This is a genomic window from Thermoleophilum album (assembly GCF_028867705.1).
Classification (GTDB): Bacteria; Actinomycetota; Thermoleophilia; order Solirubrobacterales; family Thermoleophilaceae; genus Thermoleophilum.
Genome location: NZ_CP066171.1, coordinates 661,091 through 686,596 on the forward strand (window position 1 = coordinate 661,091; position 25,506 = coordinate 686,596).

Annotated in this window: 22 protein-coding genes, 1 tRNA gene, 1 other RNA gene and 2 riboswitches; of the genes, 17 read left to right on the top strand and 7 right to left on the bottom strand. The window is 70.8% G+C overall.

The window, feature by feature from the left end; all coding sequences use genetic code 11:
- Positions 1-67: 67 nt before the first annotated feature.
- Positions 68-2,083 carry a putative bifunctional diguanylate cyclase/phosphodiesterase gene (locus JDY09_RS03040; protein WP_274717543.1) on the bottom strand — a complete coding sequence of 672 codons (2,016 nt, stop codon included), beginning with the start codon at positions 2,081-2,083 and terminating at the stop codon, positions 68-70.
- A 32-nt stretch (positions 2,084-2,115) separates the two neighbouring features.
- Positions 2,116-3,486 carry a hypothetical protein gene (locus JDY09_RS03045; protein ID WP_274717544.1) on the bottom strand — a complete coding sequence of 457 codons (1,371 nt, stop codon included), beginning with the start codon at positions 3,484-3,486 and terminating at the stop codon, positions 2,116-2,118.
- Between the two features lie 508 nt (positions 3,487-3,994).
- On the opposite strand from JDY09_RS03045, the gene JDY09_RS03050 reads away from it, so the two are divergent.
- The 5 genes from JDY09_RS03050 to JDY09_RS03070 are packed head-to-tail and all read left to right on the top strand — an operon-like array spanning position 3,995 to position 8,217.
- Positions 3,995-4,414 (top strand): cytochrome c maturation protein CcmE, encoded by a 420-nt coding sequence (locus tag JDY09_RS03050; RefSeq protein WP_274717545.1) that lies wholly within the window; start codon positions 3,995-3,997, stop codon positions 4,412-4,414.
- 1 nt (position 4,415) lies between these two features.
- Entirely contained in the window at positions 4,416-6,737 is a 2,322-nt protein-coding gene (locus JDY09_RS03055; RefSeq protein ID WP_274717546.1) for a heme lyase CcmF/NrfE family subunit, read from the top strand.
- A gap of 7 nt (positions 6,738-6,744) precedes the next feature.
- Complete coding sequence (locus JDY09_RS03060; RefSeq protein WP_274717548.1) at positions 6,745-7,113, top strand: hypothetical protein; 369 nt, start codon at positions 6,745-6,747, stop codon at positions 7,111-7,113.
- Positions 7,114-7,118: 5 nt separating this feature from the next.
- Positions 7,119-7,343 (top strand): preprotein translocase subunit SecG, encoded by a 225-nt coding sequence (secG, locus tag JDY09_RS03065; protein WP_274717549.1) that lies wholly within the window; start codon positions 7,119-7,121, stop codon positions 7,341-7,343.
- 25 nt (positions 7,344-7,368) lie between these two features.
- Complete coding sequence (locus JDY09_RS03070; protein WP_274717550.1) at positions 7,369-8,217, top strand: metallophosphoesterase; 849 nt, start codon at positions 7,369-7,371, stop codon at positions 8,215-8,217.
- 120 nt (positions 8,218-8,337) lie between these two features.
- Here the strand turns inward: JDY09_RS03070 and JDY09_RS03075 are convergent.
- Positions 8,338-8,423 (bottom strand) — tRNA-Leu (locus tag JDY09_RS03075).
- Between the two features lie 93 nt (positions 8,424-8,516).
- Between JDY09_RS03075 and lexA the strand changes: the two genes are divergently transcribed.
- The 8 genes from lexA to JDY09_RS03115 all read left to right on the top strand — a co-directional run bounded on the left by lexA (position 8,517) and on the right by JDY09_RS03115 (position 16,307).
- A complete protein-coding gene (gene lexA / locus JDY09_RS03080) occupies positions 8,517-9,224 on the top strand; it encodes a transcriptional repressor LexA (protein WP_274717551.1) in 708 nt (235 codons plus the stop codon).
- Positions 9,225-9,287: 63 nt separating this feature from the next.
- Positions 9,288-9,685: RNase P RNA component class A (rnpB, locus tag JDY09_RS03085), an RNA gene on the top strand.
- Between the two features lie 147 nt (positions 9,686-9,832).
- Complete coding sequence (locus tag JDY09_RS03090) at positions 9,833-10,324, top strand: c-type cytochrome (RefSeq protein WP_274717552.1); 492 nt, start codon at positions 9,833-9,835, stop codon at positions 10,322-10,324.
- 169 nt (positions 10,325-10,493) lie between these two features.
- A riboswitch (cyclic di-AMP (ydaO/yuaA leader) is annotated at positions 10,494-10,649 on the top strand.
- A complete protein-coding gene (locus JDY09_RS03095) occupies positions 10,648-11,082 on the top strand; it encodes a hypothetical protein (RefSeq protein WP_274717553.1) in 435 nt (144 codons plus the stop codon). (Overlaps the previous riboswitch by 2 nt.)
- A 116-nt stretch (positions 11,083-11,198) precedes the next feature.
- Complete coding sequence (locus JDY09_RS03100; protein WP_274717555.1) at positions 11,199-11,768, top strand: carboxymuconolactone decarboxylase family protein; 570 nt, start codon at positions 11,199-11,201, stop codon at positions 11,766-11,768.
- An 18-nt stretch (positions 11,769-11,786) separates the two neighbouring features.
- Positions 11,787-12,242 carry a winged helix-turn-helix transcriptional regulator gene (locus JDY09_RS03105; protein ID WP_274717556.1) on the top strand — a complete coding sequence of 152 codons (456 nt, stop codon included), beginning with the start codon at positions 11,787-11,789 and terminating at the stop codon, positions 12,240-12,242.
- A 161-nt stretch (positions 12,243-12,403) separates the two neighbouring features.
- Positions 12,404-13,753 carry a glutamine synthetase family protein gene (locus JDY09_RS03110; protein ID WP_274717557.1) on the top strand — a complete coding sequence of 450 codons (1,350 nt, stop codon included), beginning with the start codon at positions 12,404-12,406 and terminating at the stop codon, positions 13,751-13,753.
- A gap of 46 nt (positions 13,754-13,799) precedes the next feature.
- A complete protein-coding gene (locus JDY09_RS03115; protein ID WP_274717558.1) occupies positions 13,800-16,307 on the top strand; it encodes an MMPL family transporter in 2,508 nt (835 codons plus the stop codon).
- Here the strand turns inward: JDY09_RS03115 and JDY09_RS03120 are convergent.
- Genes JDY09_RS03120 through JDY09_RS03135 form a run of 4 tightly spaced genes read right to left on the bottom strand, consistent with a single transcriptional unit; the run spans position 16,304 to position 21,418 of the window.
- Entirely contained in the window at positions 16,304-18,262 is a 1,959-nt protein-coding gene (locus JDY09_RS03120; RefSeq protein WP_274717559.1) for a thioredoxin domain-containing protein, read from the bottom strand. The two genes, JDY09_RS03115 and JDY09_RS03120, sit on opposite strands and share 4 nt — an antisense overlap.
- A 50-nt stretch (positions 18,263-18,312) precedes the next feature.
- Positions 18,313-19,233, bottom strand: coding sequence for an alpha/beta fold hydrolase (locus JDY09_RS03125; protein ID WP_274717560.1), 921 nt, complete (start codon positions 19,231-19,233; stop codon positions 18,313-18,315).
- Positions 19,223-20,677: an acyl-CoA synthetase gene (locus JDY09_RS03130; protein WP_274717561.1), complete on the bottom strand. Its 1,455-nt coding sequence runs from the start codon at positions 20,675-20,677 to the stop codon at positions 19,223-19,225. Before JDY09_RS03130 ends, JDY09_RS03125 begins: the two co-directional genes overlap by 11 nt.
- A 48-nt stretch (positions 20,678-20,725) precedes the next feature.
- Positions 20,726-21,418 carry a TetR/AcrR family transcriptional regulator gene (locus JDY09_RS03135; protein WP_274717562.1) on the bottom strand — a complete coding sequence of 231 codons (693 nt, stop codon included), beginning with the start codon at positions 21,416-21,418 and terminating at the stop codon, positions 20,726-20,728.
- 151 nt (positions 21,419-21,569) lie between these two features.
- A riboswitch (cyclic di-AMP (ydaO/yuaA leader) is annotated at positions 21,570-21,732 on the top strand.
- Here JDY09_RS03135 and JDY09_RS03140 point away from each other — a divergent pair.
- The 4 genes from JDY09_RS03140 to JDY09_RS03155 all read left to right on the top strand — a co-directional run bounded on the left by JDY09_RS03140 (position 21,731) and on the right by JDY09_RS03155 (position 25,503).
- Entirely contained in the window at positions 21,731-22,369 is a 639-nt protein-coding gene (locus tag JDY09_RS03140; protein WP_274717563.1) for a hypothetical protein, read from the top strand. Its footprint overlaps the riboswitch before it by 2 nt.
- Before the next feature lie 231 nt (positions 22,370-22,600).
- The gene (locus JDY09_RS03145) at positions 22,601-23,818 is read left to right on the top strand and encodes an acyl-CoA dehydrogenase family protein (protein WP_274717564.1); all 1,218 of its coding nucleotides are present in this window, start codon (positions 22,601-22,603) and stop codon (positions 23,816-23,818) included.
- Between the two features lie 243 nt (positions 23,819-24,061).
- Entirely contained in the window at positions 24,062-24,445 is a 384-nt protein-coding gene (locus tag JDY09_RS03150; RefSeq protein WP_274717565.1) for a hypothetical protein, read from the top strand.
- On the top strand, positions 24,442-25,503 hold the full coding sequence (locus JDY09_RS03155; protein ID WP_274717566.1) for a hypothetical protein: 1,062 nt from the start codon (positions 24,442-24,444) through the stop codon (positions 25,501-25,503). Before JDY09_RS03150 ends, JDY09_RS03155 begins: the two co-directional genes overlap by 4 nt.
- Positions 25,504-25,506: the final 3 nt, after the last annotated feature.

The window sequence follows — 25,506 nt, forward strand, 5'->3', positions numbered from 1 at the left end:
ACCGATCGTGCGGGACAGCTCGGGCGCGTGCCAGCGGCCGGACGAGACGCGGGTGCCGGTCGCGGCGCTAGGCGGTAGCCGTGCGCTCGCGCACGAGCCGCTCGATCACCTCAGGTGGCGACGGCTTGCCGAGCAGGTATCCCTGCGCGATGTCGCAGCCGAGCTGGGCGAGCGTGTTCCACGCCGCCTCGTCCTCGACGCCCTCGGCCACCACGCGCAGCCCGAGGTTGTGCCCGAGGTCGATCGTCGAGCGCACGATCACGCCGTTGTCGGGATCGCTGTTCATGCCGAGCACGAACGACTTGTCGATCTTGAGGATCTCGACCGGCAGGCGCTTGAGGTAGCCGAGCGACGAGTTGCCGGAACCGAAGTCGTCGATCGCGACGCGGACCCCGAACTCGGTCAAGCGGTCGAGGACGGCGCGCGCCCGCGCCGGGTCGTCGAGGACCGTGTTCTCGGTGATCTCGAGCTCGAGCCGTGCCGGCTCGATGCCTGCCTCGTCGAGCAGCGCGCGCACCCGGTCCGGGAACTCGATGTCGAGCACGTCCAGCCCCGAGATGTTCACGGCTACACCGAGATCGACACCGCGCTCCTGCCACTCCCGGCACTGCGCGAGCGAGCGCCTGATCACGTAGGTGGTGAGCTCGCGGATGATGCCGGTGCGCTCGGCAAGGGGAATGAACTTGTCGGGGGTGAGCAGGCCGAGCTCCGGATGCTCCCAGCGCACGAGCGCCTCGCAGCTGCGGATCCGTCCGCTCTCGATGTCGGCTTGCGGCTGGTAAAGAACCGTGAGCGCGTCCTCGGCGATCGCGCGCCGCAGCTCGGCGGCCAGCGTCAGCCGCGCAGGGGAGTAGTCGTCGAGCGTGTCGTGGTAGACGACGAGGTCGCCGGCACTGGTGCTCGCTTGGACGGCGATGTCGGCGCAGCGGACGAGTGTCTCGGGATCGCGCGCGTGGTCTGGGTATAGAGCGATGCCGATGCTGCACTGCATCTCGAGGTCAAGATCACCGACGCGCTGCGGCTCCGCCACGATCTCGCGTAGACGTGCGGCGAGTCGCGCCGCGCCGTCGGTTCCGGCGACGCCGTGAGCGAGCACTCCGAACTCGTCCTCACCGAGCCGCGCGACGGTGTCGCGCGCGGGCATCTCCATCCTTAGCGTTCGGGCGATCCCGTTCAGCAAGCGGTCGCCGGCGCGGTGGCCGAGAGTGTCGTTGACCTCGCGGAAGCGCGCGAGGTCGACGATCGCGACAGCGAAGCGCGCCGCCGGCTCGGCCATCACCGCGGCGACACGGTCGCGGAACAGCGCGCGGTTCGGCAGGCCGGTCAGCGGGTCGTAGTAGGCGTGCCGTTGGATGGCCTGCACCTGCTCGCGCATCCGCCGTCCCGCGCGCACGAGGATCGGCAGCGTCGCCACGTACAGCGCAACGAGAACGAGCCCGAACATGGCCGCGAAAGCGGCGAGCTTGCGGCGCTCAGCACGCACGGCGGGCGCGAAGTCCTTGTACAGCTCGACGACCACCGGCACGCCACCGGCGGTGCGAGTGCGAACGTAGGCTTCGATCGCCTTCTGGGTGTTGTCGCCGACTGCGATCGTCGCGATCCGCGTCGTGCTGCCGCGGCGCATCGCTTGGCGCACGGCGTCCGGCCGCTCGGAGGGGCCGCCCACCTCGGCGCGGCGCGTCGAGTACCAGATCCGGCCTTCAGCCGAGTGGACCTTGAGTCGCAAAGCGCCATCGGACAGCGCGCTGCGGCGCACGGTCCGGTCGAACGTGGCGCTGGTCGCCTGCCGCGCAGCGCCCTCCGCAGTCTTGCTGCGCAGAGCCGGCGCGACGATCACGTGCGCGACCAGCCGCGCCTGACGGACTGCCTCCGCGCGGGCACGAGAAACCGCCCAGCTGCCGGCGAGCACGACAGCGAGAGCTGCGATTCCCAAGAAGGCGAGCGACACGTACAGCGTGAAGCGGGCCGTGAGCCGGGGGGTGCGCTCGGTAGCGCGGCGCCGGATGTTCCTTGGCTGCGCCGGTCCGGACGGATCGCTTACGGCTGCGGCTGCCGCGGGCTGCTGCGGTGCTTCCTTGCCCACCTGATCTCTTTCCCTTGAGAGCTACGCGTTACCTATCGGCGCTTGTTCGAGTCGCTTGAGCGAGGTGTAAACCGCACCGTGACGCGCACCGTGCGGCCGGGCGCGAAGCGCGTTTTTACGGCGATGCCGACGGAAGCGGTCGCAGCCCGCCGCGCACTGCGGCGGAAGATGAAGCGCAGCCGGTTCGTGCCGGCCCGCCTCGCTTCGGCGCGGCTGTGTTCTGGCAGCCGCCGCCAGACGCTCACCTCGACCGTGACGACCCCTGGGCTGGGCGCGTGCCATCGGGCTGCGACCGTGTGCGGCAAGCGACCGCTGCGGCGCAGGTGGCGGGCGATCGCGTGCGCCAGCGTTCTGGCGAGAGTTCTCGTGGCACGCGCGGTGGGGGAACGCTGGGTCGTGCCGACCGCCGCCCGCGCCGCCCGTGCGAGTGCAGCTGTCGGGCACTCCGGCTCGGAGCACAGGAACGGCGAGCGTGCGACGTTCCAATGGGTGGCGAGGTAGCTGCCGCTCGCCGGCGCGGGCGCGAAGTAGTCGTCGCGCCCGCAGTCGAGGCGGGGTAGTGGCGCTGCTTCGCAGCGAGGCGGTGGCAGCGGGTGCGGGACCCGTGGCCCGCCATCGTCGTAACACATCACATCGTGTTCGTCGAAGCAGTGTCCGGCGCCCGTCGCGTGCGGCGCCGAGTCCTGCACGGCGCCGAGGGTGTGCGTCAGTTCGTGCAGAGCGGTTAGCGTCCGGGCGCGCGTGAACTCGTCAGAGCCGTCGCCGAGCACGAAGCCGTAGAAGCCGCCGCGCTCGGCCTCGTTGTTCGCCGGCGAGTCGTCGCTCGGCATCGTCGCGACGCCGGTCGCGTTCCCGTTTGTGTCGAGACCGTCGACGTACACCAGGTAGTTGCGCCGGCTGCCGAGCGCCGGGGCGAGATCGCGAGCGAGGCGCAGAGCAGCGTGGCCCGGATCGCGCGGGTAGGCGCTCGCGGGGTGCGGCAGCTGGACCTTGCGGACGTCGACGAAGTTGCCGCCGCAGTCGGTGCCGAGGTCGAAGCGTGGCACGACGCGGCCGCCGCTCTCGAGCGCGTAGAAGCTGCGAATCACGGCCACGTCGCGTTGAATCAGGTCGGAGTAGACGCCGAAGCGGTCCTCGCCGTCGGCAGGGAAGGCGTAGACGACCTTCACCGTCGTTGCGCGTGCCGGCCCGTACTCGCCGAACGTCGGCGTGCCACACCAGTCGTCGGCCGCAGCAGCGTGAGCAGTTGCCGCTCGCGCACGTGCTGGAAGCAGCTGCTGCAAGTGCGCCTCCGTGTTGCCCGACAGATCGTCACTGTGAGCGACGACGCGCGGCGCGCGACCTTCCACCGATGCCGCGACGAGGGGAAGAGCGAGGGCGGCGAACGCCATGACGGTGGGCACTAGCGCCCAGGCTCGGCCGTCTAGCAGGGGCGCCAACCACCGTCGGTGCGCATCCGCGGCCGGTTCGGTGCCTTGCGCGGGTTCGAAGCCGTCGTGCGCGGCCGCCGCGCACGTGACCGGGACGGCGGCTGTACCGGCCGCCTCGGTCGCCGCTCTCTCTTCGCTCCTTGCTCCGCTCTCGCGGCCGTCCTTGGCCTTTGACACGGCGCCTCCCGCGCCCTCGCCGCGTGTATGTCGCTCTGACCCCTGCTCGGCGACCAGGTCGAGGGCATCGGCCCTGCCGGCGCTCCGGCCTCCCGCTCGCCGGTGGCGCCAGCTTCGAGCTCTGATCGCGCCCCGGTAGACGTCGGGCGTCGGGCGCTCTTTAGCGGCGGTGGACCGATGGCCGAGAGCGGGGCGCAGCTCTTAAAGCTCCCAAAGGCATCGGTCCCACCCGCCCGGTCGCCTCCACCCGCCCGCCGGTAAGCGCCCGCCACCGCCGCCCGTAGCTGTCACAATGCTTGCCGCGATGGATGTCCGCCGCAGGCGCTCGCTACGGCTGGTGGTGGCGCTCACCTGCGCCGTGTTGCTAGCGGGTGCGCTGCTCTACACGAGCTTCGGGTCGGCGACCGAGGCGACTTCGCCGTCGGACGTGCTCGACGGGCGCGCACGCGGCGAGGTACAGCTCGCCGGCGTCGTGGTGCGCGATTCGGTCGAGCGCCGCGGTGACACGTTGCGTTTCCGCATCCGCGACCGCGGCGGCCGTCGGTCGCTTGCGGTCGTCTACCGCGGCCTAGTGCCCGACCCTTTCCGGGAGGGGCGCGAGGTGATCGTCTCGGGGCGGATGCGCGGGGGTGTCTTCGTGGCCGAGCGCGACTCGCTGATCACGAAGTGTCCGTCGAAGTACACCAAGGAGCGCAAGCCCGCCCCCGCTCGGGAGTCGTCCTAGCGTGGCTGCTCTGGGCGCCGGCATCCTCCTAGCGGCGCTCGCGGTTGCGGTAACCGGCGTCGCTCTGGCAGTTGCGGCGCGTCGCAGCGGCCGCCACGAGTACGTAGCCGCGGCACGCCGTGCCGTCTACGCCCTGGCGGCGCTCCTCGCTACGGCGTTCGTCCTCGCCGAGATCGCCTACCTGCGCTCCGACCTGTCGCTGGCGATGGTCGCCGAGTCGTCGTCGACCGACACGCCGACCTTCTACAAGCTGACGGCGATCTGGTCGACCCAGGAGGGCTCGCTGCTGTTCTGGGTGCTGCTGCTCGCTCTCTACTCCGCCGTCGCCTTGCGTCTCGCACGCGGCCGCCTACGCGACGCCACGCCGGTGGCGATCGCCCTGCTCTCGTCGCTCGCCACCTTCTTCCTCGCACTGCTCGTGTTCTGGGAGAGCCCGTTCGCCGAGTTGCGGCCGGCGGCCGCCGAAGGCAACGGCCTGAACCCGTTGCTGCGCCACCCGGCGATGATGTTCCACCCGCCGATGCTCTACCTCGGCTACGTCGGGTTCGCGATTCCGTTCGCGTTCTGCGTCGGTTCGCTGTGGGTGGGGCGCACCGGCGCCGAGTGGATCGCGCTGACGCGGCGCTTCGCGCTCGCTGCCTGGACGTTCCTGAGCGCGGGGATCCTGCTCGGCGCGCTGTGGTCGTACGGCGAGCTTGGCTGGGGTGGCTACTGGGCGTGGGATCCGGTCGAGAACGCTTCGCTGATGCCCTGGCTCACCGGCACCGCGCTGATCCACTCGGTGATGGTGCAGGAGCGGCGGCGGATGCTGGCCGTGTGGAACGCGGCGCTCGTGTGCGCCACCTTCGTGCTCGCGATCACCGGCACCTTCCTGGTCCGCTCGGGCGTGCTGAGCTCGATCCACGCGTTCGGCGACTCCACCGTCGGTCCCCAGTTCCTCGCGTTGATCGCGGGCACCACCGCACTTTCGGCGTGGCTCGTGGCGCGCCGCGCGCCGGCGCTGCGTGCGGCAGGTCGCATCGAGTCGTGGCTGTCGCGCGAAGCGCTGTTCTTGGTCAACAACCTGCTGCTCGTAGGCCTCGCGCTGGTGGTGCTGTGGGGGACCTTCTTTCCCCTGGTCTCCGAGGCGGTGAGCGGGCGTCGGGCCACCCTCGGCCCGCCCTGGTTCGCGGCAGCGACGCGTCCACTGGCGGTCGCGTTGGTTTTGGTGACAGCGCTGGGCACGGCGGCGGCGTGGCGGCGTGTGCGTCCGCGCGCGCTCCTGCTGGCGCTGGCTCCGGGACTCGTGGCTGCCATGGCAGCGGTCGCAGCGGGTGCGCCGCTCGGTCTTCTCGACCGTCCGGCGGCGGCGACGATGGTGGTGGCGTGCGCGCTGCTTGGCGGCGTCGTCGCCGGCGAGCTGGTGCGCGGGGCGCGCGCTCGCCGGCGCGCGCTCGGCGAACCGCTGCCGCTCGCGGCGCTGCGCCTCGTCTCTCGCAACCGCCGCCGCTACGGCGGTTTTCTGGTGCACGCGGGCATCGCTCTGTTGCTGGTCGGGATAGCGGTGTCGTCGTCGTTCCCCGAGCGCCGCGACGTGCGCTTGCGCCCGGGCGAGGCGGTGACGGTTGGTGGCTACACGGTCCGCTACCTCGAGCCGACGGCGTATGTGCTCGAAGATCCCTCGGGCACGGGAGCTCCGGTGGTGCTCGGCGCTCGGCTCGAGGCGCAGCGCGGCAGCGAGCGAGTGCGGCTCGAGCCGGCGCGCAACTTCTACCCCTCGCGCGCAGGTAACGGCATCATCGCTAGCTACTTCGAAGGCGAGGCGACGAGCGAGGTAGCGCTGCGCAGCTCGCTCGTGCGCGACCTCTGGGTCGCGGTGCGCCCCGACGTGTCCGGGCTCGTCGCGGTCGCGCGCGGACTCGACCGGCGGCTGCACACCCCAACGCCGATGCAGCAACTGAGGGCCCTGGCCGCCCTCGCAGAGATCTATCGGCGCGACCCGCCGCCGGCGGCGTTCCGCGTGCTCGTCTCGCCGCTCGTCGCTTGGATCTGGGTCGGTGCCGGGATCGCGCTGTGCGGGGCGCTGCTTGCCCTCTGGCCACGTTCGCGGCGTTGGGTTCGCCGCCCGCTGGCCGATGCCCGGGCTAGCGAGCCATCGCGCAACGGCAGCGCCCGCAGCGGGCGCCCGGCGGCGGACGCACGTCCGCTGGTCGGAGCCCGCCTTGGCGGCAACGGCAACGGCGATGGCGGCACGGGGGGGCCCGGCTGCGGCGATGGCGGCCTAGGGAGCAGCCGCGAAGCGCAAGTAGCTGGCGAGCCTCCGACGGTCGTGGAGCGGCGCTGACCGCAAGGTGGAGGTGCTCGTCGCACTCATCCTCCTGGCGCTCGTGGCTCCCTTCGTAGTGTGGCCGCTCGGCCGGCGCGACCGCACCGGGAACTTGCGGGCGGGAGCGACGAACGAAGCGAGCGACGCCGCCGCCAGCGTTCAGGCTGCCGCCGCCCGTGCCCGGGGCGCCACCGCTCGCGCGCAGGGCACCGCCGCCGCGCTCGCCGACCTCGTCGCCGAGCGCGACCAGAAGCTCGCGCAGCTTGCCGAGCTCCGGCTCGACGGCGCTCTGGGAAAGCTCGATCCACAGCTGCTACGCGACCAGGAGCGGCAACTGCGCGCCGAGATCAGCGCGCTGATCGAACAAATCGAGGCCGAGCGGCGGCTAAGCTGAGCGGCGTGGAAGCCGTCCTCAGCGCCGCCCTCGTTCTCGTCTCCGCGCTCCTCATCGCGCTCGTCCTGATGCACTCGGGTCGCGACTCCGGCTTGTCGGGCGCGTTCGGGGTCGGCACCGGGCAAGGGCCGCTGGGCGGGGGCTCGCTCGTCGAGCGCAACCTCAACCGCTGGACGATCGCGATCGCGATCGTCTACGTCGGCCTCGTCGTCGCGCTGCTCAAGATCTAGAGCCTTCCCGACCGCCATCGCGGTCGTGACGGTCCGAGACGCCGGCGCCCGGCCCCGCATCCGGCTTGTGACGCCGCCGGCCGTTCCCGCCACACTCCTCGTTGTGCCCGACATAGGCGCGCCCGCGCGGCCGAGCGGGCGCGAGTCGATCGCAGCGAAGGAGGTCGCGACGATGGCCGGTCGTTTGGCAACAGTGCATGCGCTCGCGAACGTGAGGGGCGACGTCGAACGTCTGACCGAGGCGCTCGGCGCGATCCCGGCCGACGACGCGTCAGCGGTCGTGCTCGTCGGCGACATCTCGTCCGATGGATCGGCCGAGAGTTTCCGCGCCGTCCTGCGGACGCTCGGAGAGGCTGACCAGCGCGTGTACTGGGTACCAGGCGCCAGCGATGCCCCGGTCACCCACTTCCTGCGCGAGAGCTACAACGTGGAAGTCGTCTTTCCGAAACTGCGCAACGTGCACGGGACGTTCGCGTTCGCACCGGGTTACGTGCTTCTGGCCGGGATGGGCGGCGAGATCACCGACGATCCCGAAGCCGCACGCGAGGAGCGCGAGCGGCTCCGCTACCCGGGGTGGGAGGCGGAGTTGCGGTTCAAACCGCTGGCCGAGCTCGACGATCACCCGCGCCTGTTCCTGTTTTCGACGCGCCCGCGCCACAAGGGGCAGCAAGAGCAGGGAAGTCAGACCGTGGCCGAACTCATCAACACCTTTCGGCCGCGCACGGTGATCGTTCCGGCTGGCGGCGGCGACACGTGCAGCGAGCTATTGGGAAGCTCGCACGTCGTCTCCGTGGCTGACTTCGCGACGGCAGGCCCGGTCGCAGTCGACGTCACAACTGGCGAGGTCGTGTCTTCGGCCGTCTCGCCGAGCTGACCGGTCGATCGCGAGAAGCGGTCGCCCCCGCCGATCGCTTCGTCGCGACTGGCCGGCTTCTCGTGGCGTCGCCCGTCCACAACGAAAACGGCGGCGGCCACGATCGTGGCCGCCGCCCTATGCGCCCGGGGAGATTCGAACTCCCACGGGGCTCTCGCCCCACGAGGCCCTCAACCTCGCGCGTCTACCAGTTCCGCCACAGGCGCTCGACGGCCCCATTGTAGTTGCGGGTCCGCGAAACCAGCGGCCGCTCGCATCGCACGGCGGTCATCCGTCCGCGGCGGTAGCTTGCAGGGGTGATGAGCGGCGTCGATGGCGAGCAGCGCGGTGAGCGCGTGGCGGCACTCCCACGGCGGCGCGCTGCCGTGCTCGCGTTCATCGCCCGCTACCAGCGCGAGCGTGGCTTTCCGCCCACCGTGCGCGAGATAGCGAAAGGCGCAGGGCTGTCTTCGCCGGCCACGGTGCACGCCCATCTTGCGGCGCTCGAGCGCGAAGGCTGGCTACGGCGCGACCCTTCGAAACCGCGCGCGATCGAGCTCCTGCCACGCGCCCGTGAGGCGACAGCCGCCGCTGTCACGGACGCTCCACGTAAGACCGCACCCGCCACGGCCGTGGCTGGCGCGTCGGGCGCGCGCCGGTTGCCGCTCGTCGGCCGCGTTGCGGCCGGTACACCGCTCCTCGCCGAGGAACACTGGGAAGGACTTGTGTCCGTGCCCGCGCAGGCCGGCGGCGACCGTGGCGACTTCGTGCTCGCGGTGCGCGGCGATTCGATGCGCGACGCCGGAATCCTCGATGGCGACTGGGTTGTGGTGCGCAGGCAGGACACCGCCGACAACGGCGACGTGGTGGTGGCGCTCGTCGGGGGCGAAGAGGCGACCGTCAAGCGCTTCTTCCACGATGGCGACACCGTCCGTCTGGAACCGGCGAACCCGCGCTACGAGCCGATCCGCACACGCGACGCACGCATCGTCGGGCGCGTTGTCGGTGTGCTCAGGCGGCTCCCGTAGCGCCCCGGGCGCACCCCTGCTGTGCTGCCTCGCCGGCCCGGCCGGGGCGGGACTAGACTTGGTGTTGCTGGCCGAGCAGCCGCGGGGGAGGCCGGAGAGACAACCGGTCCCCTCGAGGAAAGTCCGGACACCGCAGGGCAGGGTGGTCGGGAAACCGACCCGGGGAAACCCGCGGGAAAGTGCCACAGAAACCAAACCGCCTAAGCGGCGGGACCGCACGTGAGTCCCGTCGCCGGCAAGGGTGAAATGGTGCGGTAAGAGCGCACCAGCTGCGTGGCGACACGCAGGCTGGGCAAACCCCACCCGGTGCAAGGCCAAGCAGGGGCGATGACGCTGCCCGCCGAGCCCCAGGTAGGCCGCAGGGCTCTTCGGAGCCCCGTCCGCGATGGTCCGCAGGGATCGGCGCGGGCGAGATAGATGGCTGCTCTCGACAGAATCCGGCTTACAGGCCAGCTACGGGGAGCCCCCGCTTCGGCGGGGGCTCCCTATTTCGCCCGCTCGCACCGGCTGCGTCGAGCGCTTGGCGGGATTAGCTTGTGCGCAGCCACTTGTGCGCCGCCCGGGGTCGGACTCCGTGCAGCGGCGCCAGCGGTTAGAGTGCAGCCGCGATGGGCGTAATCGTCGTTCTGCTTCCGTTCCTCGTCGCCGGCTTGATCGTCGCTTTCGCCGCTTTCTTCGGGGGTCCGTCCGGTGCGCGGCAGGCTTATCTGACGGGCGGGCCGCGCCTCTTCCGGGTGACCGTCGGCCTCATCGTTGCGGTGTGCGGGATCGTCGTGCCGGCGCTCGCGATCGCGGCGAAACAGGACGCGCTCGGTGGTGTCGGGTCGCTGCGCAACGAAGCTGCCGAAGGCCAGCTCGCGCGCGGCAAGCAGCTCTTCAAGGAAGTGTGCGCCACCTGCCACACGCTCGATGCCGTGCAGGCCAAGGGTGTGGTAGGTCCGAACCTCGACCAGCTCGCGCCGCTCGACCGCGAGCGGGTTCTGCGCGCGATCCGCATCGGCGGCACCGGCCAGCAACGGATGCCGGCGGGTCTCTTGAGCGGCGAGGACGCCCAGGCTGTGGCTACGTACGTAGCGCGGGTGGCCGGCCGCGCCCCCTGAGCGCTCGGCCGAGCGTCGCGCGCGGGGCTAGCCGCGCAGCGGATCGCCAAGCGTCCCGCCGCGCCATGTTGAGCGGGGTGGTGACGGCGGCGGTCGGTCGGCCGCTCGGTGCCGCTTGCGCACCGTTTCCGTCCGAGCGTGGTGCTCTTATCACTGCTACGATGCCCGCTCCGAACGAGGGCCGAGGCTCCGGTGCCGTCACCGGGGCGCGGGGGACCCAAAGGGACCGAGCGTTGTCCCAGGGGCGAATCGCGGTCCGAGCACCGCGTAGCGCCGCAGGTGCGAGCCCGTCAGCTAACTCCGCAGGCCTACAGCGAGCAGCGATGGAAACGCTGACTACCAAGCCAGGTCGACAGCCTCCGCGCCGGACGGTGCGCATCGGTGGCGTGAACGGCGCCGGCGGCAGCGGCGCGCGATCGGCGGACCGCGCGCTCAAGCCGTTTCCGCGCGCCGCGCGCAGTGCGGCACGGCTGCGCGAGGCGGGCGCGGCCCGGTTCGCGCCTGATCGCGCTCTCGATAGGGGTGGGACGGCGTCCGCTCCCGCCGTGCGCGATGCGGTTCGCGGGCGCAGCCTCGACCGTGGGCCGCGCCGGCCGCGCACCGCTGCGGTCCAGTCTCGCGGCGTGCGGCGGCGTGTCGCGAGCGTGCCGCCGCTAGCCGCGGGCTCGCCCGACCGCTTCGCCGCTTGGGCATTCGCGCTCGGGGTGCTGCTGGTCGTTGCGGCTGCGACGAGCGCCCACTTCGCCCCGGGCGGCTAGCGACCGCTCTCACCGGCGCCAGGACGTCGGCGCCAGTAAGGGCGCGCCTATACTCGCAGCCAGCCCGAATCACGCGCGAGCGGGCCAATGCAACTCGGGCGGCGAGGAGCTGGCGCATGGCTAAAAGCCGAGAGAGCAGGTTCCAGGTACACGACGAGCTGACGGCGCCCGAGCAAAGCCTCGCTGTGCTGCGCGCCGCTCTGGCGCGTGGTGCGCGCATCAGCAACTTTGTCGGGGTGCTTGCCGGCGCGCCAGCTGTGCTGCGCGGCTACGCGCGTTTCCTCGCCGAGCTTCGAGCAGGGAAGCTGCCGCGCGACACGCAGGCGCGCATCGCTGTCGCCGTCGCTGCCCACGAGCACAGCGACTACCAAGCGGTCCACGCCCAACGGCTGGCGCGCAACGCCGGCCTCGGGCTCGACGAGATCGCGGTGGCGCGCGAGTTCGACTCCTTCGACGAGCGCCACGCGGTTCTTCTGCGCTACCTGAAAGCGGTGCTCGAGAGCGACGACGCTCCGCCCGAGCACCTCCAGGAGGAGGCGCGCGAAGCGGGCTGGAGCGACGAGCAGCTACTCGAAGCGATCGCCCACCTCGGTCTGTGGCGCTGGGCGTGCCTGATGGCGCGCGCCGCGAACGTACCAGTCGAGGCGGCATCGGGTTTGCGCGGCGATCTCGTCGAGGCGGCCTGACGACAGGGAGCGAGCAGGGTGGGAGGGGAAGGGTCGAAGACGGCTGAGCTGATAGCGGCAGCGAGCCGCTCGCAGACGGCCGCCGACCGCACCGCTCCCGCCGCCGACTTCGGGCCCTCGAACGCCGAAAGTGGGCCTGCCTCCCCGACCGCCGCTGGCGCTCGGTGCGAGCGCGAGCCTTGCTGCTCTCTCTACCACCAGGCGGTCGAACTGATCGGCAAGCGCTGGACGGGCGCGATCATCCTCGTGCTGATGCCGGGCCCGCTGCGCTTCTGCGAGATCAAGCGGCTCGTGCCGCAGCTCTCCGACCGGCTGCTGTCGGAGCGCCTCAAAGAGCTCGAGGCCGAGGGCATCGTCGAGCGGCGCGAGTTGCGTGACTCGCCGCCACGCGTCGAGTACACCCTCACCGACAAGGGCCGGGCCCTCGAGCCGGTGGTGCGCGCGCTCAAGCGCTGGGCCCACGCCTGGCTTTGAGCGGTGCCGGTGAGCACCGGCCGTGCCGGCCGCACCGTTGCCCCTCGCGGCGGTCGTCGGCGCTGCGCCGGTCACTCCGACGCGACTAAGATCCGCCGCCGCGCCCGGTCTCGACAACGACGGGTGCTCGCACGACCCGAGGACCCAAGCAGGAGGAAAGCGTGAGCGAAAGACCGCAGACCGCTGACGACGTAAAGGCGATCGTCGAAGAGCGCAACATCCGCTTCGTTCGCCTCTGGTTCACCGACATCCTCGGGCAGCTCAAGAGCTTCTCGATCAACGCCGCCGAGCTCGACGATGCGTTCGAGGGCGGCATGGGTTTCGATGGCTCTTCGATCACCGGCTTCAACGCGATCGAAGAGTCGGACATGATCGCGATGCCCGACCCGAAGACGTTCGCGATCCTCCCTTGGCGTCCGGAGGAGCAGGGCGTGGGGCGGATGTTCTGTGACATCCTCACGCCCGAGCGCGAGCCTTACGAGGGCGACCCGCGCTACGTGTTGCGGCGCACGCTCGAGCGCGCCAAGCAGATGGGCTTCGACCACTTCTACGTCGGGCCCGAGCTCGAGTTCTTCTACTTCAAGAACGCCAAAGCCGAGAACGGCAAGCCTGAGATCCTCGACGAGGGCGGCTACTTCGATCTCACGACGCTCGACGCCGGCACCGACGTGCGCCGCGAGACGGTGCTCGCGCTCGAGCGTCTCGGCATCCACGTCGAGTACTCGCACCATGAGGTCGGCCCCTCGCAGCACGAGGTCGACATGCGCTACGCCGACGCGCTCGAGATGGCCGACAACACGATGACCTACCGCATCACGGTCAAAGAGATCGCGATGAAGTACGGGTGGCACGCGACCTTCATGCCGAAACCGCTGTTCGGCGTGAACGGGTCAGGGATGCACACCCACCAGTCGCTCTTCCGCGGCGACAAGAACGCCTTCTTCGATCCCGACGACCAGTACTTCCTCTCCGACACCGCCAAGCGCTTCATCGCCGGTCAGCTGCGGCACGCACGCGAGATCTCGTCGATCTTCGCCCAGTGGGTCAACTCCTACAAGCGGCTCGTGCCCGGGTACGAGGCGCCCGTGTACTGCGCGTGGTCGCGGCGCAACCGTTCGGCGCTTATCCGCGTCCCTCTCTACCACCCGGGCAAGGAGCAGGCCACGCGCGCCGAGATCCGCTGTCCCGACCCGGCGTGCAACCCCTACCTCACGTTCGCGGTGCTGCTCGCCGCCGGGCTCGAGGGGATCGAGAAGGGCTACGAGCTGCCCGAGCCGATGGAGAAGAACCTCTATCACCTCAGCCCCGAAGAGCGGAAGCGGCTCGGGATCGAGCAGTTGCCGGAGACGCTCGGCGAGGCGATCGAGCTGACCGCCGAGTCGGAGCTCGTGCTGCGCACGCTCGGCGAGCACATCTTCAACCGCTACATCGAGATCAAGCGCCAGGAGTGGGAGGAGTACCGGGTGCAGGTCACCCAGTGGGAGCTCGATCGCTATCTCCCGATCCTCTAACAACGACACAAACGTGCGCGAGCGGCGCAGGCGCAGAGCTTTCGCGGTGGCGTGCGGGCCACGCTCGCGCATCGTTTTCGCCGTCGCTTGGCTGCTCGTGGTGGTCGTGGCGGCCGGTCCGCTGCGGCTGCCCGAGCGCTTCGCTGACGCCGAAAACAACGAATCCACATCGTTCCTGCCGGGCGACGCCGAGGCCACCAAGGCGCTAGCCGCCGTTGAGCGTCTGCAGCGCGGCGAGCTCGCGCCGGCAGTGATCGTCTATCGGCGCGAGAGCGGGCTGCGGCCCAGCGACCTGCGCAAGATCCGCCGCGACGTCGCGCGCATGGCGGCGCGACGCTTCCCCACGGTAGTCGCGGACGGCCCCGCGGCGAGCGGTGCAGGCGGTGCGGGCGGTGCTAGTGAGCGCGGCCGGACGAGCAGGGGAGATGCCCGCCACCAGACAGGCAGCGGAAGCGGTCGCGGCGAGCAGGCGCCGAGCGGACGCCCACCCCGCTTGCCCACCGGCTGCGCCCCGCCGGGTGTTGCGGTACCCGGTCAGCCGCGCGACTACCGGCCGTTCGTCGGACCGGTGTGCTCGGCCGACGGCAAGGCAGCTGTCGTCACCGGCTATCTGCGCGGCAACGGCGAGACATCGGGACTCCTCGACCCGGTCCGCTACTGGCGCTCGGTGCTCGATCGCCAGCCGCCGGGCCTCGTCGCGAAGGTGACCGGCGGCGCTGGTTTCGCTGCCGACGCCGTCGAGGTGTTCGAGGGGATCAACACACGCCTGCTGACGGCCGCGCTGGCGCTCGTGATTGTGCTGCTGGTGTTGATCTACCGCTCGCCGATCTTCCTCTTTCTGCCCCTGGCAGCAGTGCTCGCCGCGGAGGTGCTTTCGCGCTCGCTCGGCTGGCTCGTCGCCGAGCTGGGGGTGACGGCGAACGGCCAGTCGAGCTCGATCATGTCGGTGCTGGTGCTCGGTGCGGGCACCGACTACGCGCTTTTGATCGTGGCCCGCTACCGCGAGGAGCTCCATTACCTCGACGACCGATTCGAGGCGGCGCGTCGGGCGCTGGCGTCGGCCGGACCGGCGGTCCTGGCGTCGGCGGCCACGGTAATAGCCGGTCTGCTCTGCTTGCGGTTGGCGAAGGTGAACGGAACCTCGGGGTTGGGGCCGTTCGGTGCGCTCGGCGTTTTCAGCGCGGCGCTGGCGATGCTGACGCTGCTACCGGCGCTGCTTGTGCTCGCCGGGCGGCGGGCGCTGTGGCCGTTCGTTCCGCACACCGCCACCACCGCTCCCGACCCGGAGCGCATCCCGGCCTGGTCGCGGCGCACAATCGTCGAAGGTTCGTCGATCGTCGCACTCGGCCTCGCGCTCGCGGCTGTGTTCGCAGTGGCCGTGCTCTGGCCGCTCGCGCTCGTGACGGCGCTCGTGCGGCGCGCGAGCGGCCGGCGCCTGCCGTCGCTCGTGTCGCTCCTCGACCGCTCGGTCTTCACTCCCTACGAGCTCCGTCGCTATCGACGCGAACGCCGCAGCGACCCGACACACGGCTGGTGGCGGCGCGTAGGCGAATTCGTGCGCTGGCGCCCGCGGACGGTGCTCGTCACGAGCCTGGTGGCGCTGGCGGTGATGGCGACGGGGCTTGTCAACCTCTCGACCGACCTCACCACCCGCGACAGCTACCGCGACGAGGTCGACTCGGTGGTCGGGCAGCAGCTACTCGAACGCAGTTTTCCCGGTGGGGCGTCGGCCCCCGTCGATGTCGTCGTGACCCGCCCCGAGCGCGTCGCCGCGGTGCGTGCCGCGCTGGCGCGGGTCCCGGGGGTCGCGACCGTGAGCGGTCCGGTGGCGAGCGGTCGCGACGGGGTGCTCCTGCAGGCGACGCTCGACCGCGACCCCTACTCGACCGCCGCCTACGACCTCGTTGACGACATCCGACGAGCCGTGCGCCGCGCCGACGCGGGGGCGCTCGTGGGGGGCGCGAGCGCTGTCGAGCGTGACGTGCGGGCGGCTGCCTCGCGTGACACCGTGGTGATACCGCCCGTCGTCCTGGCGGTGGTGTTCCTGATTCTCGTCGCTCTGTTGCGTTCGCTCGTCGCGCCGCTGCTTTTGATCGCGACGGTGATGATCAGCTTCGCGGCGGCGCTCGGCGTCTCGTACGTGGTGTTCGACGTCGTGTTCGGTTTTCCGGGGTCCGACCCGTCGCTGCCGCTCTACGCCTTCGTCTTCCTGGTCGCTCTAGGTGTCGACTACAACATCTTCCTGGCCGCACGCGCCCGTGAAGAGAGCGAGCGCTACGGAACCCGCGAAGGTATGCTGCGCGCGCTCGCTGTCACCGGCGGCGTCATCACCAGCGCCGGGATCGTGCTGGCAGGGACCTTCACGGTGCTGGGCGTCCTGCCGCTCGTCTTCCTCACCGAGATCGGGTTCACGGTTGCGTTCGGTGTGCTGCTCGACACCTTCCTTGTGCGCAGCGTCGTCGTTCCCGCGCTCGCGTTCCTACTCGGCGAGCGCTTCTGGTGGCCGGCGCGGGTGCGCGCCGACAAGACCCGCGGCGAGGCGGTAGCGGCCTAGCGCAGCAGCTCGGCGAGTTCGCGGGGCGTGGTCACCGGCCGCTTGCAGGTGAAGTTCTCGCAGACGTAGGCGGTCGGCTTTCCGTCGACGGTCGGTCGCTCGCGCAGCAGCGGCATCGAGTCCGGTTCGCCGCAGGCAACGACCACGTGTGGTCTCAGGCGGGCGCGCACGACCCGTACAAGCTCGCGGTCGGGATCGCCGACGATCGCCACCTGTTGCGGTGGTGCGAGGCGAAAGTCGAGCGCGAGCAATAGATAGGCGAGGGCGCTCGGCGCCCGCTCGGCGATGCCAGCGAGCAGCTTCAGCACGGAGTCGCCGAGCTCGCGCCAGCGCTCTTCGCCGGTAAGCTCGGCGAGTCGCAGCAGCGCGGCGGCGGCGCTCGCATTCCCCGACGGGATGGGATGGTCCTCGATCTCTTTGAGGCGCACCGGCAGCTCGCCGGCGCGGTCGGTCGGCGTCTCGAAAAAGCCGCCGCGCTCGCGGTCGTGGAAACGCTCGGCGAGGGCGGTGGCGAGATCGGTGGCGGCGTCGAGCCACCGCGCCTCGAACGTCGCTTCGTAGAGCGCGACCAGCGCCTCGAGCAGGTGGGCGTAGTCCGACAAGAACGCGGCCACCCCTGGTCGGCCGTCCTTCCACGTGCGCACGAGCTCCCCCTGAGGGCGCATCGGGCCGAGCAAGAAGCGAGCGAGGGCGCGCGCTCGCACGAGATAGTCGCTGCGCTCGAACGCCGCTCCCGCCTCGGCGAGCGCGTGCAGCATCAGCGCGTTCCACGAGCAGATGCGCTTGTCGTCGCGGGCCGGCCGGGGGCGGCGCGCCCGCTCGGCGAGAAGTGCGCGCCGCCATTCAGAAAGCTCGTGCGGGCGCTCGCGTGAGCGAGCCGTGAGCACCGAGCTGCCGTGTTCGAAGTTGCCGCGCTCGTCGACGCCGAACCAATCGGCAGCAGCTGCCGCCGCCGGGCCGAGAGCGGCGTCGAGCTCCGCCCGCGTCCAGACGTAGAAGCGGCCCTCGCCGCCGTCGGAGTCGGCGTCGAGCGACGAGCAGAAGCCGCCTTCGGGAGTGCCGAGCTCGGCGATCGCCCAGTCGAGCGTCTCGCAAGCGATAGTCCGGTAGAAAGCGTCGCCCCACGCGAGCCAGGCGCGCGTGTAGCAGCGCGCGAGCAGCGCGTTGTCGTAGAGCATCTTCTCGAAGTGCGGGACGAGCCAGCGCTCGTCGACCGCGTAGCGGTGGAAGCCGCCGGCTAGCTGGTCGTAGATGCCGCCGAGCGCCATCGCGTCGAGCGTGCGCGTGGTCATCGAGCGCTCCCCGCGCGCCAGCAGGAAGAGGAGCGTCGCTGCTGGCGGGAACTTCGGAGCCGAGCCGAAACCACCGTTGCGCTTGTCGAAGGTGTGCGCCATCTCGGCGACCGCGCGATCGAGCAGCTGACGGTCGGGCAACGCGTCGGCGGGTGCGATGCGCGCCGCCGCGCCGAGACGTGCAGCTACCGCTTGCTGGTTGGAGCGCACGGCGCCGCGCCGCTCGCGCCAGACGGCGGCCACCGCCTCGAGCACCTGACGCCACGACGGCAAACCGCCGCGCGGCGCGGGCGGGAAGTAGGTGCCAGCGAAAAAGGGCACACGTTCCGGCGTCATGAAGACGTTCAAGGGCCAACCCGCGTGGCCGGCGATCGCTTGCGCCGCGGCGATGCAGTAGGCGTCGACGTCGGGGCGCTCTTCACGGTCGACCTTCACGCAGACGAAGTGCCGGTTCATCAGCGCCGCGACCTCGGGATCGCTGAACGATTCCCGCTCCATCACGTGGCACCAGTGACAGGCCGCGTAACCGACCGAGACGAGCAGCGGCTTGTCCTCGCGCACGGCACGCGCGAGCGCCTCCTCGCCCCACGGCAGCCAGTCAACCGGGTTTTCGGCGTGTTGGCGGAGATAGGGCGAGGCTTCTTGCGCTAGAGCGTTGGCCACGCTGCGAGGCTAGCGGCGCCGTGCGCGAGCGCGGGCGCGGGGCATGGCGCTCAGCCGCCGAAGAGCCGCCCGACGTGCGCCGCCACGAGTTCCGGCTTCTCCTCGGCGATGAAGTGGCCGCTGTCGGGCACTAGCTCGAGGCGCATCCGGGGGGCGTTGCGCTCGAATCCGCCGAGGAGGTCGGTAGCGATGAAGCCGTCGCCGGTTCCGAAAAGCAGTGTCACCGGCAGTTCTAGCCGCGCGTCGCGGTAGCGGCCGCGCACGATCGGCCAAAGCTCGCGCGCAAGGAAGGTGCGGTAGAGCAAGGAGCTCGCCCGCGCTCGTTCCGGAACTGCCAACACGTCGAGGTAGGCGTCGAGGTCGCCGCTCGTGAGCGCACCGCGGTGGTGGAGGTCGCGCACGAGCAGCCGCCGCACGAGCCGGCCGTCGCGGATCACAGCTGCGCCGACGTGGGGGGCCGCCACGGCGAGCTGGTACCAGAAGCGGGCGAACGCCGGCAGTTTGCGCAGCTCGAAGCGCTGCCAAGGATGGGTGATGTTGAGCGCCAGGTAACCGCGGAAGCGCTCGGGCGCGCGCAAGCAGAGAAGAAAACCGATCCAGCCACCCCAGTCGTGGCCGACGAGCCCCACGTCGCTCTCGAGCCCGAGGCGGTCGAGCAGGGCGAGGATGTCGCCGGCGAGCGTCTCCTTTTCGTAGCCGTGGGCCGGCACCTCGCTCCAGCCGAAGCCCGGCAGGTCGGGCATCACAAGACGGAAACGTTCGGCGAGCTCAGGCACGAGCTTGCGCCACTCATACCAGTGCTGGGGCCACCCGTGCAGCAGCACCAAGGGGGGCGATGTCGGGTCGCCCGCTTCGGCGACATGCAGCTCAAGACCGTGTGCCACCACCCAGTAGTGCCGCACCCCTGGCACCTCGGGCAGCGCCGGCTGGGCCGGCGGGAGCGCCCGCTGCGGCGTCACGCTAGCCACCACCGTTTCTCCCTTCGAGCGCGTGCGACGAAGGCATCTCGCGCACCTGCGCACGCTTGATCTTGCCGCTCGCCGTTTTCGGCAGGGCGTCTACGAAGTCGACGATCCGCGGATACTTGTAAGGGGCTGTCGCGCGGCGCACGTGTTCCTGGAGCTCGCTTACGAGTTCAGGCCCGGGCTCGAAACCCGGTCGCAGCACCACCACGGCCCGCACGACCTGCCCACGAATCTCGTCCGGCGCGGGCACGGCCGCCGACTCGGCGACCGCCGGGTGGGCGTTGAGCGCCGACTCGACCTCGAACGGGCCGATGCGGTAGCCGGACGAGATGATCACGTCGTCGGCACGGCCCTCGAACCACAGCCATCCGTCCTCGTCGCGGCGCACGCGGTCGCCGGTCCGCCACACCCCCTCCGGTCCGTCGAGGAAGAACGTCGGCACCGTGCTGGGGTCGCAGCAGAGCTCGCCGCTCTCGTCGACCCACACCTTGAACCCGGGCAAAGGCTTGCCCATCGACCCGGGTCGCAGCGGCTCGCCGAGCGGCACACCGGTCAGCGCGCCGGTTTCCGTCTGCCCGTAGCCGTCGCGTACCTCGACTCCCGCTTCGCTGCGCCACGCCTCGATCGCTGGGGCGTCGAGGGGTTCACCTGCCGCTACCGCGTGACGGAGCGGTAACGGCCGCAGCTGCGCGCGTTTCGCGACCGCGCGGTACTCCGTCGGCGACATGCAAAGAACGGAGACGCGCTCGCGCTCGATTATCGCCAGACGCTCTTCCGGGTCGAAGCGCGCGTCGTGCAACAGCGCCGCTGCGCCCCGCAGCCAGGGCGCGATGAACGTGTTGCGCGCCGACTTCGACCAGCCCGCCGCCGCCGTGCACCACGCGACCTCGCCGGGGCGCGGTGCGTACCAGTGCTCGGCCTGCACGCGCTGGCCGAAGAGGTAGCGCTGACCGTGACGGATCGGCTTCGGCTCGCCCTGGGTCCCGGACGTGAAAACGATCAACGCCGGATCGGTGGGGGAGAGGTCGACGGCGGGCGCGGGTGCGGCCGCGAACAGGCGCTCGTCGGGCAGCGTCAGCACGGTGCCGGTGAAACCGCTCGCTTCGACGCGCTCGAGGTCGCGCTCGTCGCAGACGATCGCGCGCGGGGCGACAGCATCGATCCGCTTGCGCAGGTCGCTCGCGGTCAGCTGTTCGGTGCAAGGCTGGGCGACAGCGCCGATCCGCCAGCAAGCGAGCAGCGTGTAGACCCACTCGGGCCGGTTGCCGATCACCGTCATCACGACATCGCCGCGGCCCACGCCTTGCGCCACGAGCGTTCCCGCCAGGCGCGCGGAGCGGTCGGACACCTCGCCGAACGTGATCTCGCGCCGCTCGCCCGTACGATCGATCGCGATGAGCGCGAGCTGCGCGCGGTCGCGTCGGTCGACGATGTCGCGAGCGAAGTTCACGCCAGTGTTCTCGCCGCCATCAGTCTGACAACCCAGCTCTCTCGTGCGTCACGAGCCCTTTTCCGCGCTGTCGGTTGGTTCGTGCGCGGACGAGGAGGAGCCGCGCTCGGCCATCTCGGTAGGTCGCGCCCTGCCCGCGCCGCTCGCGAGCGTCGCTCGGGCGCGCTCCATCAGGCGCGCGGCGCCCTCCCAGTAGAGCGCGAAGGCGACCGCGGCGAGACGCTCCCGGTCGAGGTCGGGGCGCCGGGTCGACCACTTGCCGAGCGCTTCCATGCCGCCGACGAAGAGCCGCGCGATTACCTCGTCGCCAGGCGTCGGCCGCTCGCTGTCACCGCCGTAGGAGGCAGCGATGCGGCGCGCGACGAGCGTCGTCACACGCTCGACGATCCGCTCGAGCTCGGCGCGTGCCCGTGGCTCGTGCACTTCGGCGACGAGGATCCGCCAGGAGTCGCGCCGTTCGGCGACGAAGTCGAGGAACGTGCGGATCGCCACGCGCGTACCGCGCTCGGGGTTCTTTTCACCGGCGAGGGCGCGTTCGAGGCGCTCTTCGAGTTCGCGTCCGTGGCGCTGAAGCACCGCCAGATGCAGCTCGAGCTTGCTCGGGAAGTGCTCGTAGATGAGCGACTTCGATACGCCCGCCCGGCGGGCGATCGCGCCGATCGACGCGCCCTCGTAGCCACGTTCGGCGAACACCTGCAGCGCTGCGTCCAGCAGCGACTCGCGGCGTTCGTCCCCGCTCAAACGCCGCCTCGTCGGGGTGTCGCCGCTTCTGCGGTCCTGCAGATCGCCCACGACGGTACGGCACTCTTGCAGAGGCGGGCGCTTCGGTGCACGCTGCACCAGCGCAGGAGCTGCGCCGCAGGGGATGAATACAGCGGCGAGATCTGATAGCGTGCCGCCAACGCCGAATCCGCGCTCGCAAGCGCGGAGCGGGGGACCCAATTGGTGGCCGGGTGCCACCAGGGGCGAACCCCGCTGCCTCACGGTAGCGGGGAGCGCGATCTCTTCCCGCGCGAGCCCGTCAGCTAACCCCGCAGGCGTCGGACAGAGACCGTGGACCCCGACGGGAAGAAACAACGGCCTGCACGTCTGCTTGCTGTCGCCGCCGCAGCTGCGGCGATCGCTGCCGCTGCCGCTCCCGCCTTCGCGGAGACCAGCGGAGCGACCGGTTCCAGCGCACCGGCCGCGGCGGGCGCGGTCACGTCCACGGGCGGCGGGGCGATGTACGTGCCGCCGGCGGGCAAGGCACGGCTCGTCAACGGGCGCGCGATCGCGCCGGCCGACGCGCCGCCCGAGGTGCGCCGCGTCATCGCCTTTGCGAACCGCATCGTTTCGAAGCCGTACCGCTACGGCGGCGGCCACCGGCCGTTCGCGAAAGGCCTCGACCGCGGCTACGACTGTTCGGGTGCCGTCAGTTACGCGCTTTTCGGGGGCGGCTTCCTGGACGCGCCGCTCGACTCCGGCTCGCTGATGCGCTGGGGCGAGCGCGGCCGCGGTCGGTGGATCACCGTTTACGCCCACCGCGGCCACACGTTCCTGGTGGTGGCGGGTCTGCGCTTCGACACCGGCTACCGCGACGCCGAGGCGCGCGCGGCGTCGCGGCGCTTGGGACTGCCCCGCACCGGCCCGCGCTGGAGCCGCAAGATGCGCCCGACGCGCGGCTACGTCGCTCGGCATCCCGCGGGCTTTTGAGCAGCGCACTGCCGCGCGGCGATCCGTCCGGCGGGCCTCGCACCAGCCCGAGCCCCCGAGGCGGCCGAGCAAGCGCGGGGCGGGGTATTCTGCCGGTACCGCACGCCCGGCCGCGCGGTGGGAACTGCCTAGCGAACGAGCCGGCGCGGCGAGCTGCCACCGCTCGCCGGCACCGGGCTAGCGCCGGTAGATAACGACAAGTCGCAGAGATCGAGGAGCGCCGAAGGAGATATGGCCGCAGCGACCGATCTTCTCACCAAGACCGACGAGCAGAAGGCGATCACCGAGATGGTGCGCCAGTTCGTCGACAACGAGATCATCCCGCACGCCGAGGAGTACGACGCCAAGGACGAGTTCCCCGCGCCGATCGTCGAGCAGATGAAGGAGCTCGGTCTGTTCGGTGTGACGATCCCCGAGGAGTACGGCGGGATGGGTCTCGACCTCACCACCTACGCGATGATCGTCGAGGAGCTTTCGCGCGGCTGGATCTCGATCTCGGGGATCGTCAACACGCACTTCATCGGCTCGTACCTATTGATGAAGTACGGGACCGAGGAGCAGAAGCAGTACTTCCTGCCGCGCATGGCGACGGGCGAGATCCGCGCCGCCTTCTCGCTGTCGGAGCCCGAGTGCGGGTCGGACGTGCAAGCGATCAAGTCGACGGCTCGCAAGGACCCCGAGACCGGCGACTGGATCCTGAACGGGCAGAAGATGTGGGTGACGAACGGCCTCAACTCGGGCGTCGTGTTCGTGCTCATGAAGAGCGACCCGAAGGCGGATCCGCCCTACAAGGGGATGACCTGCTTCATCACCGAGAAAGAGCCAGGCGCGTCGGTCAACACCGGGAAGTTCGCCGGCCTCACGATCCCGCCCAAGATCAAGAAGATGGGCTACAAGGGTGTCGAGTCGACCGAGCTCGTCTACGACGGCTACCGCTGCCCGCCCGATCGCATTCTCGGTGGCGAAGAGGCGGGGCTCGGCCAGGGCTTCCGTCAGATGATGGACGCGCTCGAGGTCGGTCGCGTGAACGTCGCCGCGCGCGGCGTCGGCATCGCCCAACGCGCGCTCGAGCTCGCGTTGCGCTACTCGCAAGAGCGCAAGACGTTCGGCAAGCCGATCTGCCAGCACCAGGCGATCCAGTTCAAACTCGCCGACATGGCGACCAAGGTCGAAGCGGCGCGTCTCCTCACCTACAAGGCAGCGCGTCTCAAGGACGCCGGGCAGCGCTCCGACCTCGAGGCGGGCATGGCGAAGCTGTTCGCGTCCGAGACTGGCCGCGAAGTTGTCGAGCAGGCGTTCCGCATCCACGGCGGCTACGGCTACTCGAAGGAGTACGAGATCGAGCGGCTCTACCGCGACGCGCCGCTGCTGCTGATCGGCGAGGGCACGTCCGAAATCCAGCGCATGGTGATCGGGCGCAAGCTGATCGAGCGCAACAAGATCTCCTGACGCAGAACGTCTGCGGACGCAGAACGCTTGGCGGCGCTCGGCCGACGAGGCCGGCGCGTTCGTCCAGCGCGACGATCGGATCACGATCGCGCAGCCGTTATCCGACCTCGAAGGGCGGGCGCCCACCGCTGCGCAGCGGCCGCTCGCCTCAGCCCGCGCTGGCCGCCGCCGAGCCGTCGCTCGCCGGTTCCCGCCCAGGCGGGATGGCCGTCGTCGCCTTCGCTTAGGGTTTCGCTGGAGAGCATGAGTGCGAGCGACACGCGCAAGCAGATCCTCGAGACGATCGACCGTCTGCTGGCCGACGTTCCCGCGTTTCGGCGCCTGCGGCTCGTGCTGCAGGTCACGCTGCGCGCCCGCGGCGGCGACGCGCCGATCTGGCGCGTCGAGCTCCCCGCCCGCAAGGTGGTGCGCGAACCTGCGCCCGATGCCCGCCTGTACGTCGAGCTGGCGCGCGAGGAGTTCAACCGTCTCGCCGGCGCTGGTTTTCACGATTGGGCCGAGTCTTTCCAGCGTGGACGCGTGCGCGTGACCGGCGATTTGGCTGTCGTGAGGTTGCTGGGCGAGGTGGCACGGCGCGCGCTGGCGCGTGCGCCGGCGGGGCGCACGTCACGCGCGGGGGCTGGTTGAGCGGAACGGTCCGCGAACTCTCGCGCGACGACCTTCCGGCCGTGGCGGCGCTTTACGAGCGCGTGATGCGCTCGGGCGCGACGCAGCCGGCACCGGGGCTCGTCAACTACTTCGAGCGTCTCCTGTTCGGTCCGCTCCGCCACGAGGGCGTGGAGCCGCTGGTGTACGTGCGCGAAGACGGCCGAATTGTCGGCTTTCTCGCCGCCTACGCGCGGCAGCTGGCGTCGGCCGACGGGCGGCGCTTGCTGCTGGGCTGCTCGGGCCAGCTCGTGAGCGACCCCGACGCGCGCCTCCCCGGTGTCGGTGTTGTCCTCCTCAGGCGGTTCCTTGCCGGCCCGCAGGATCTGTCGATCACCGACGGTGCGACCGTCGCGGTGGCAGAGATGTGGCGGCGGCTGGGTGGCCGTGTTCGCGCGCTCGAGTCGCTTGTTTGGATCAAGGTGTTGCGACCGGTCAGCGCTGCGTTGCTAGCGGCCCGTACGCGCTGGGGCCGGGGTGCAGCTCCGCCCGGTTCAGCGCGGGGTAAATCTGCGGTGCCGGCAGTGGGCACGAGCCGCGAGCTCGATGCGGCTGGGCTTGTCGAGCTGTCCGAGCGGCTGCGTGCGCGGTGGCGGTTCGCCCCCGCGCTCGATCTGGCGCTCGCCGAGTGGCTGTTGCACGAGTTGGCGCGTTCGACGCCTGCGCGCGGGCCGTTCGTGGCCCGGCAGGTGACGGGAGCGACAGGTCGTACGGTCGGGGCGTACCTCGCTTTCTTGCCGCGCGGCGGGCGCGCTCAGGCGATCTGTGTGCTGGCCGAGCGCGGCCACGAACGGCGTGTTCTCGACGATCTGTTCGCGTGTGCGCGGGCTGCCGGTGCAGCAACAGTCGAGGGGCGATTGGAGCCGCATCTGTTCGAGGCGCTCGCTAGCGCGGGCGTGATCATTCGGCCGGGCGAGCGAGCGCTCGTCCACAGCGAGGACGGCGACCTTGCGACGCTCGCCGTCGCCGGCGACGTGCTGATGACCCGCCTCGAGGGCGAGTGGTGGATGACGCACCATCTCGACCCGCTCCCGGGCTGACCG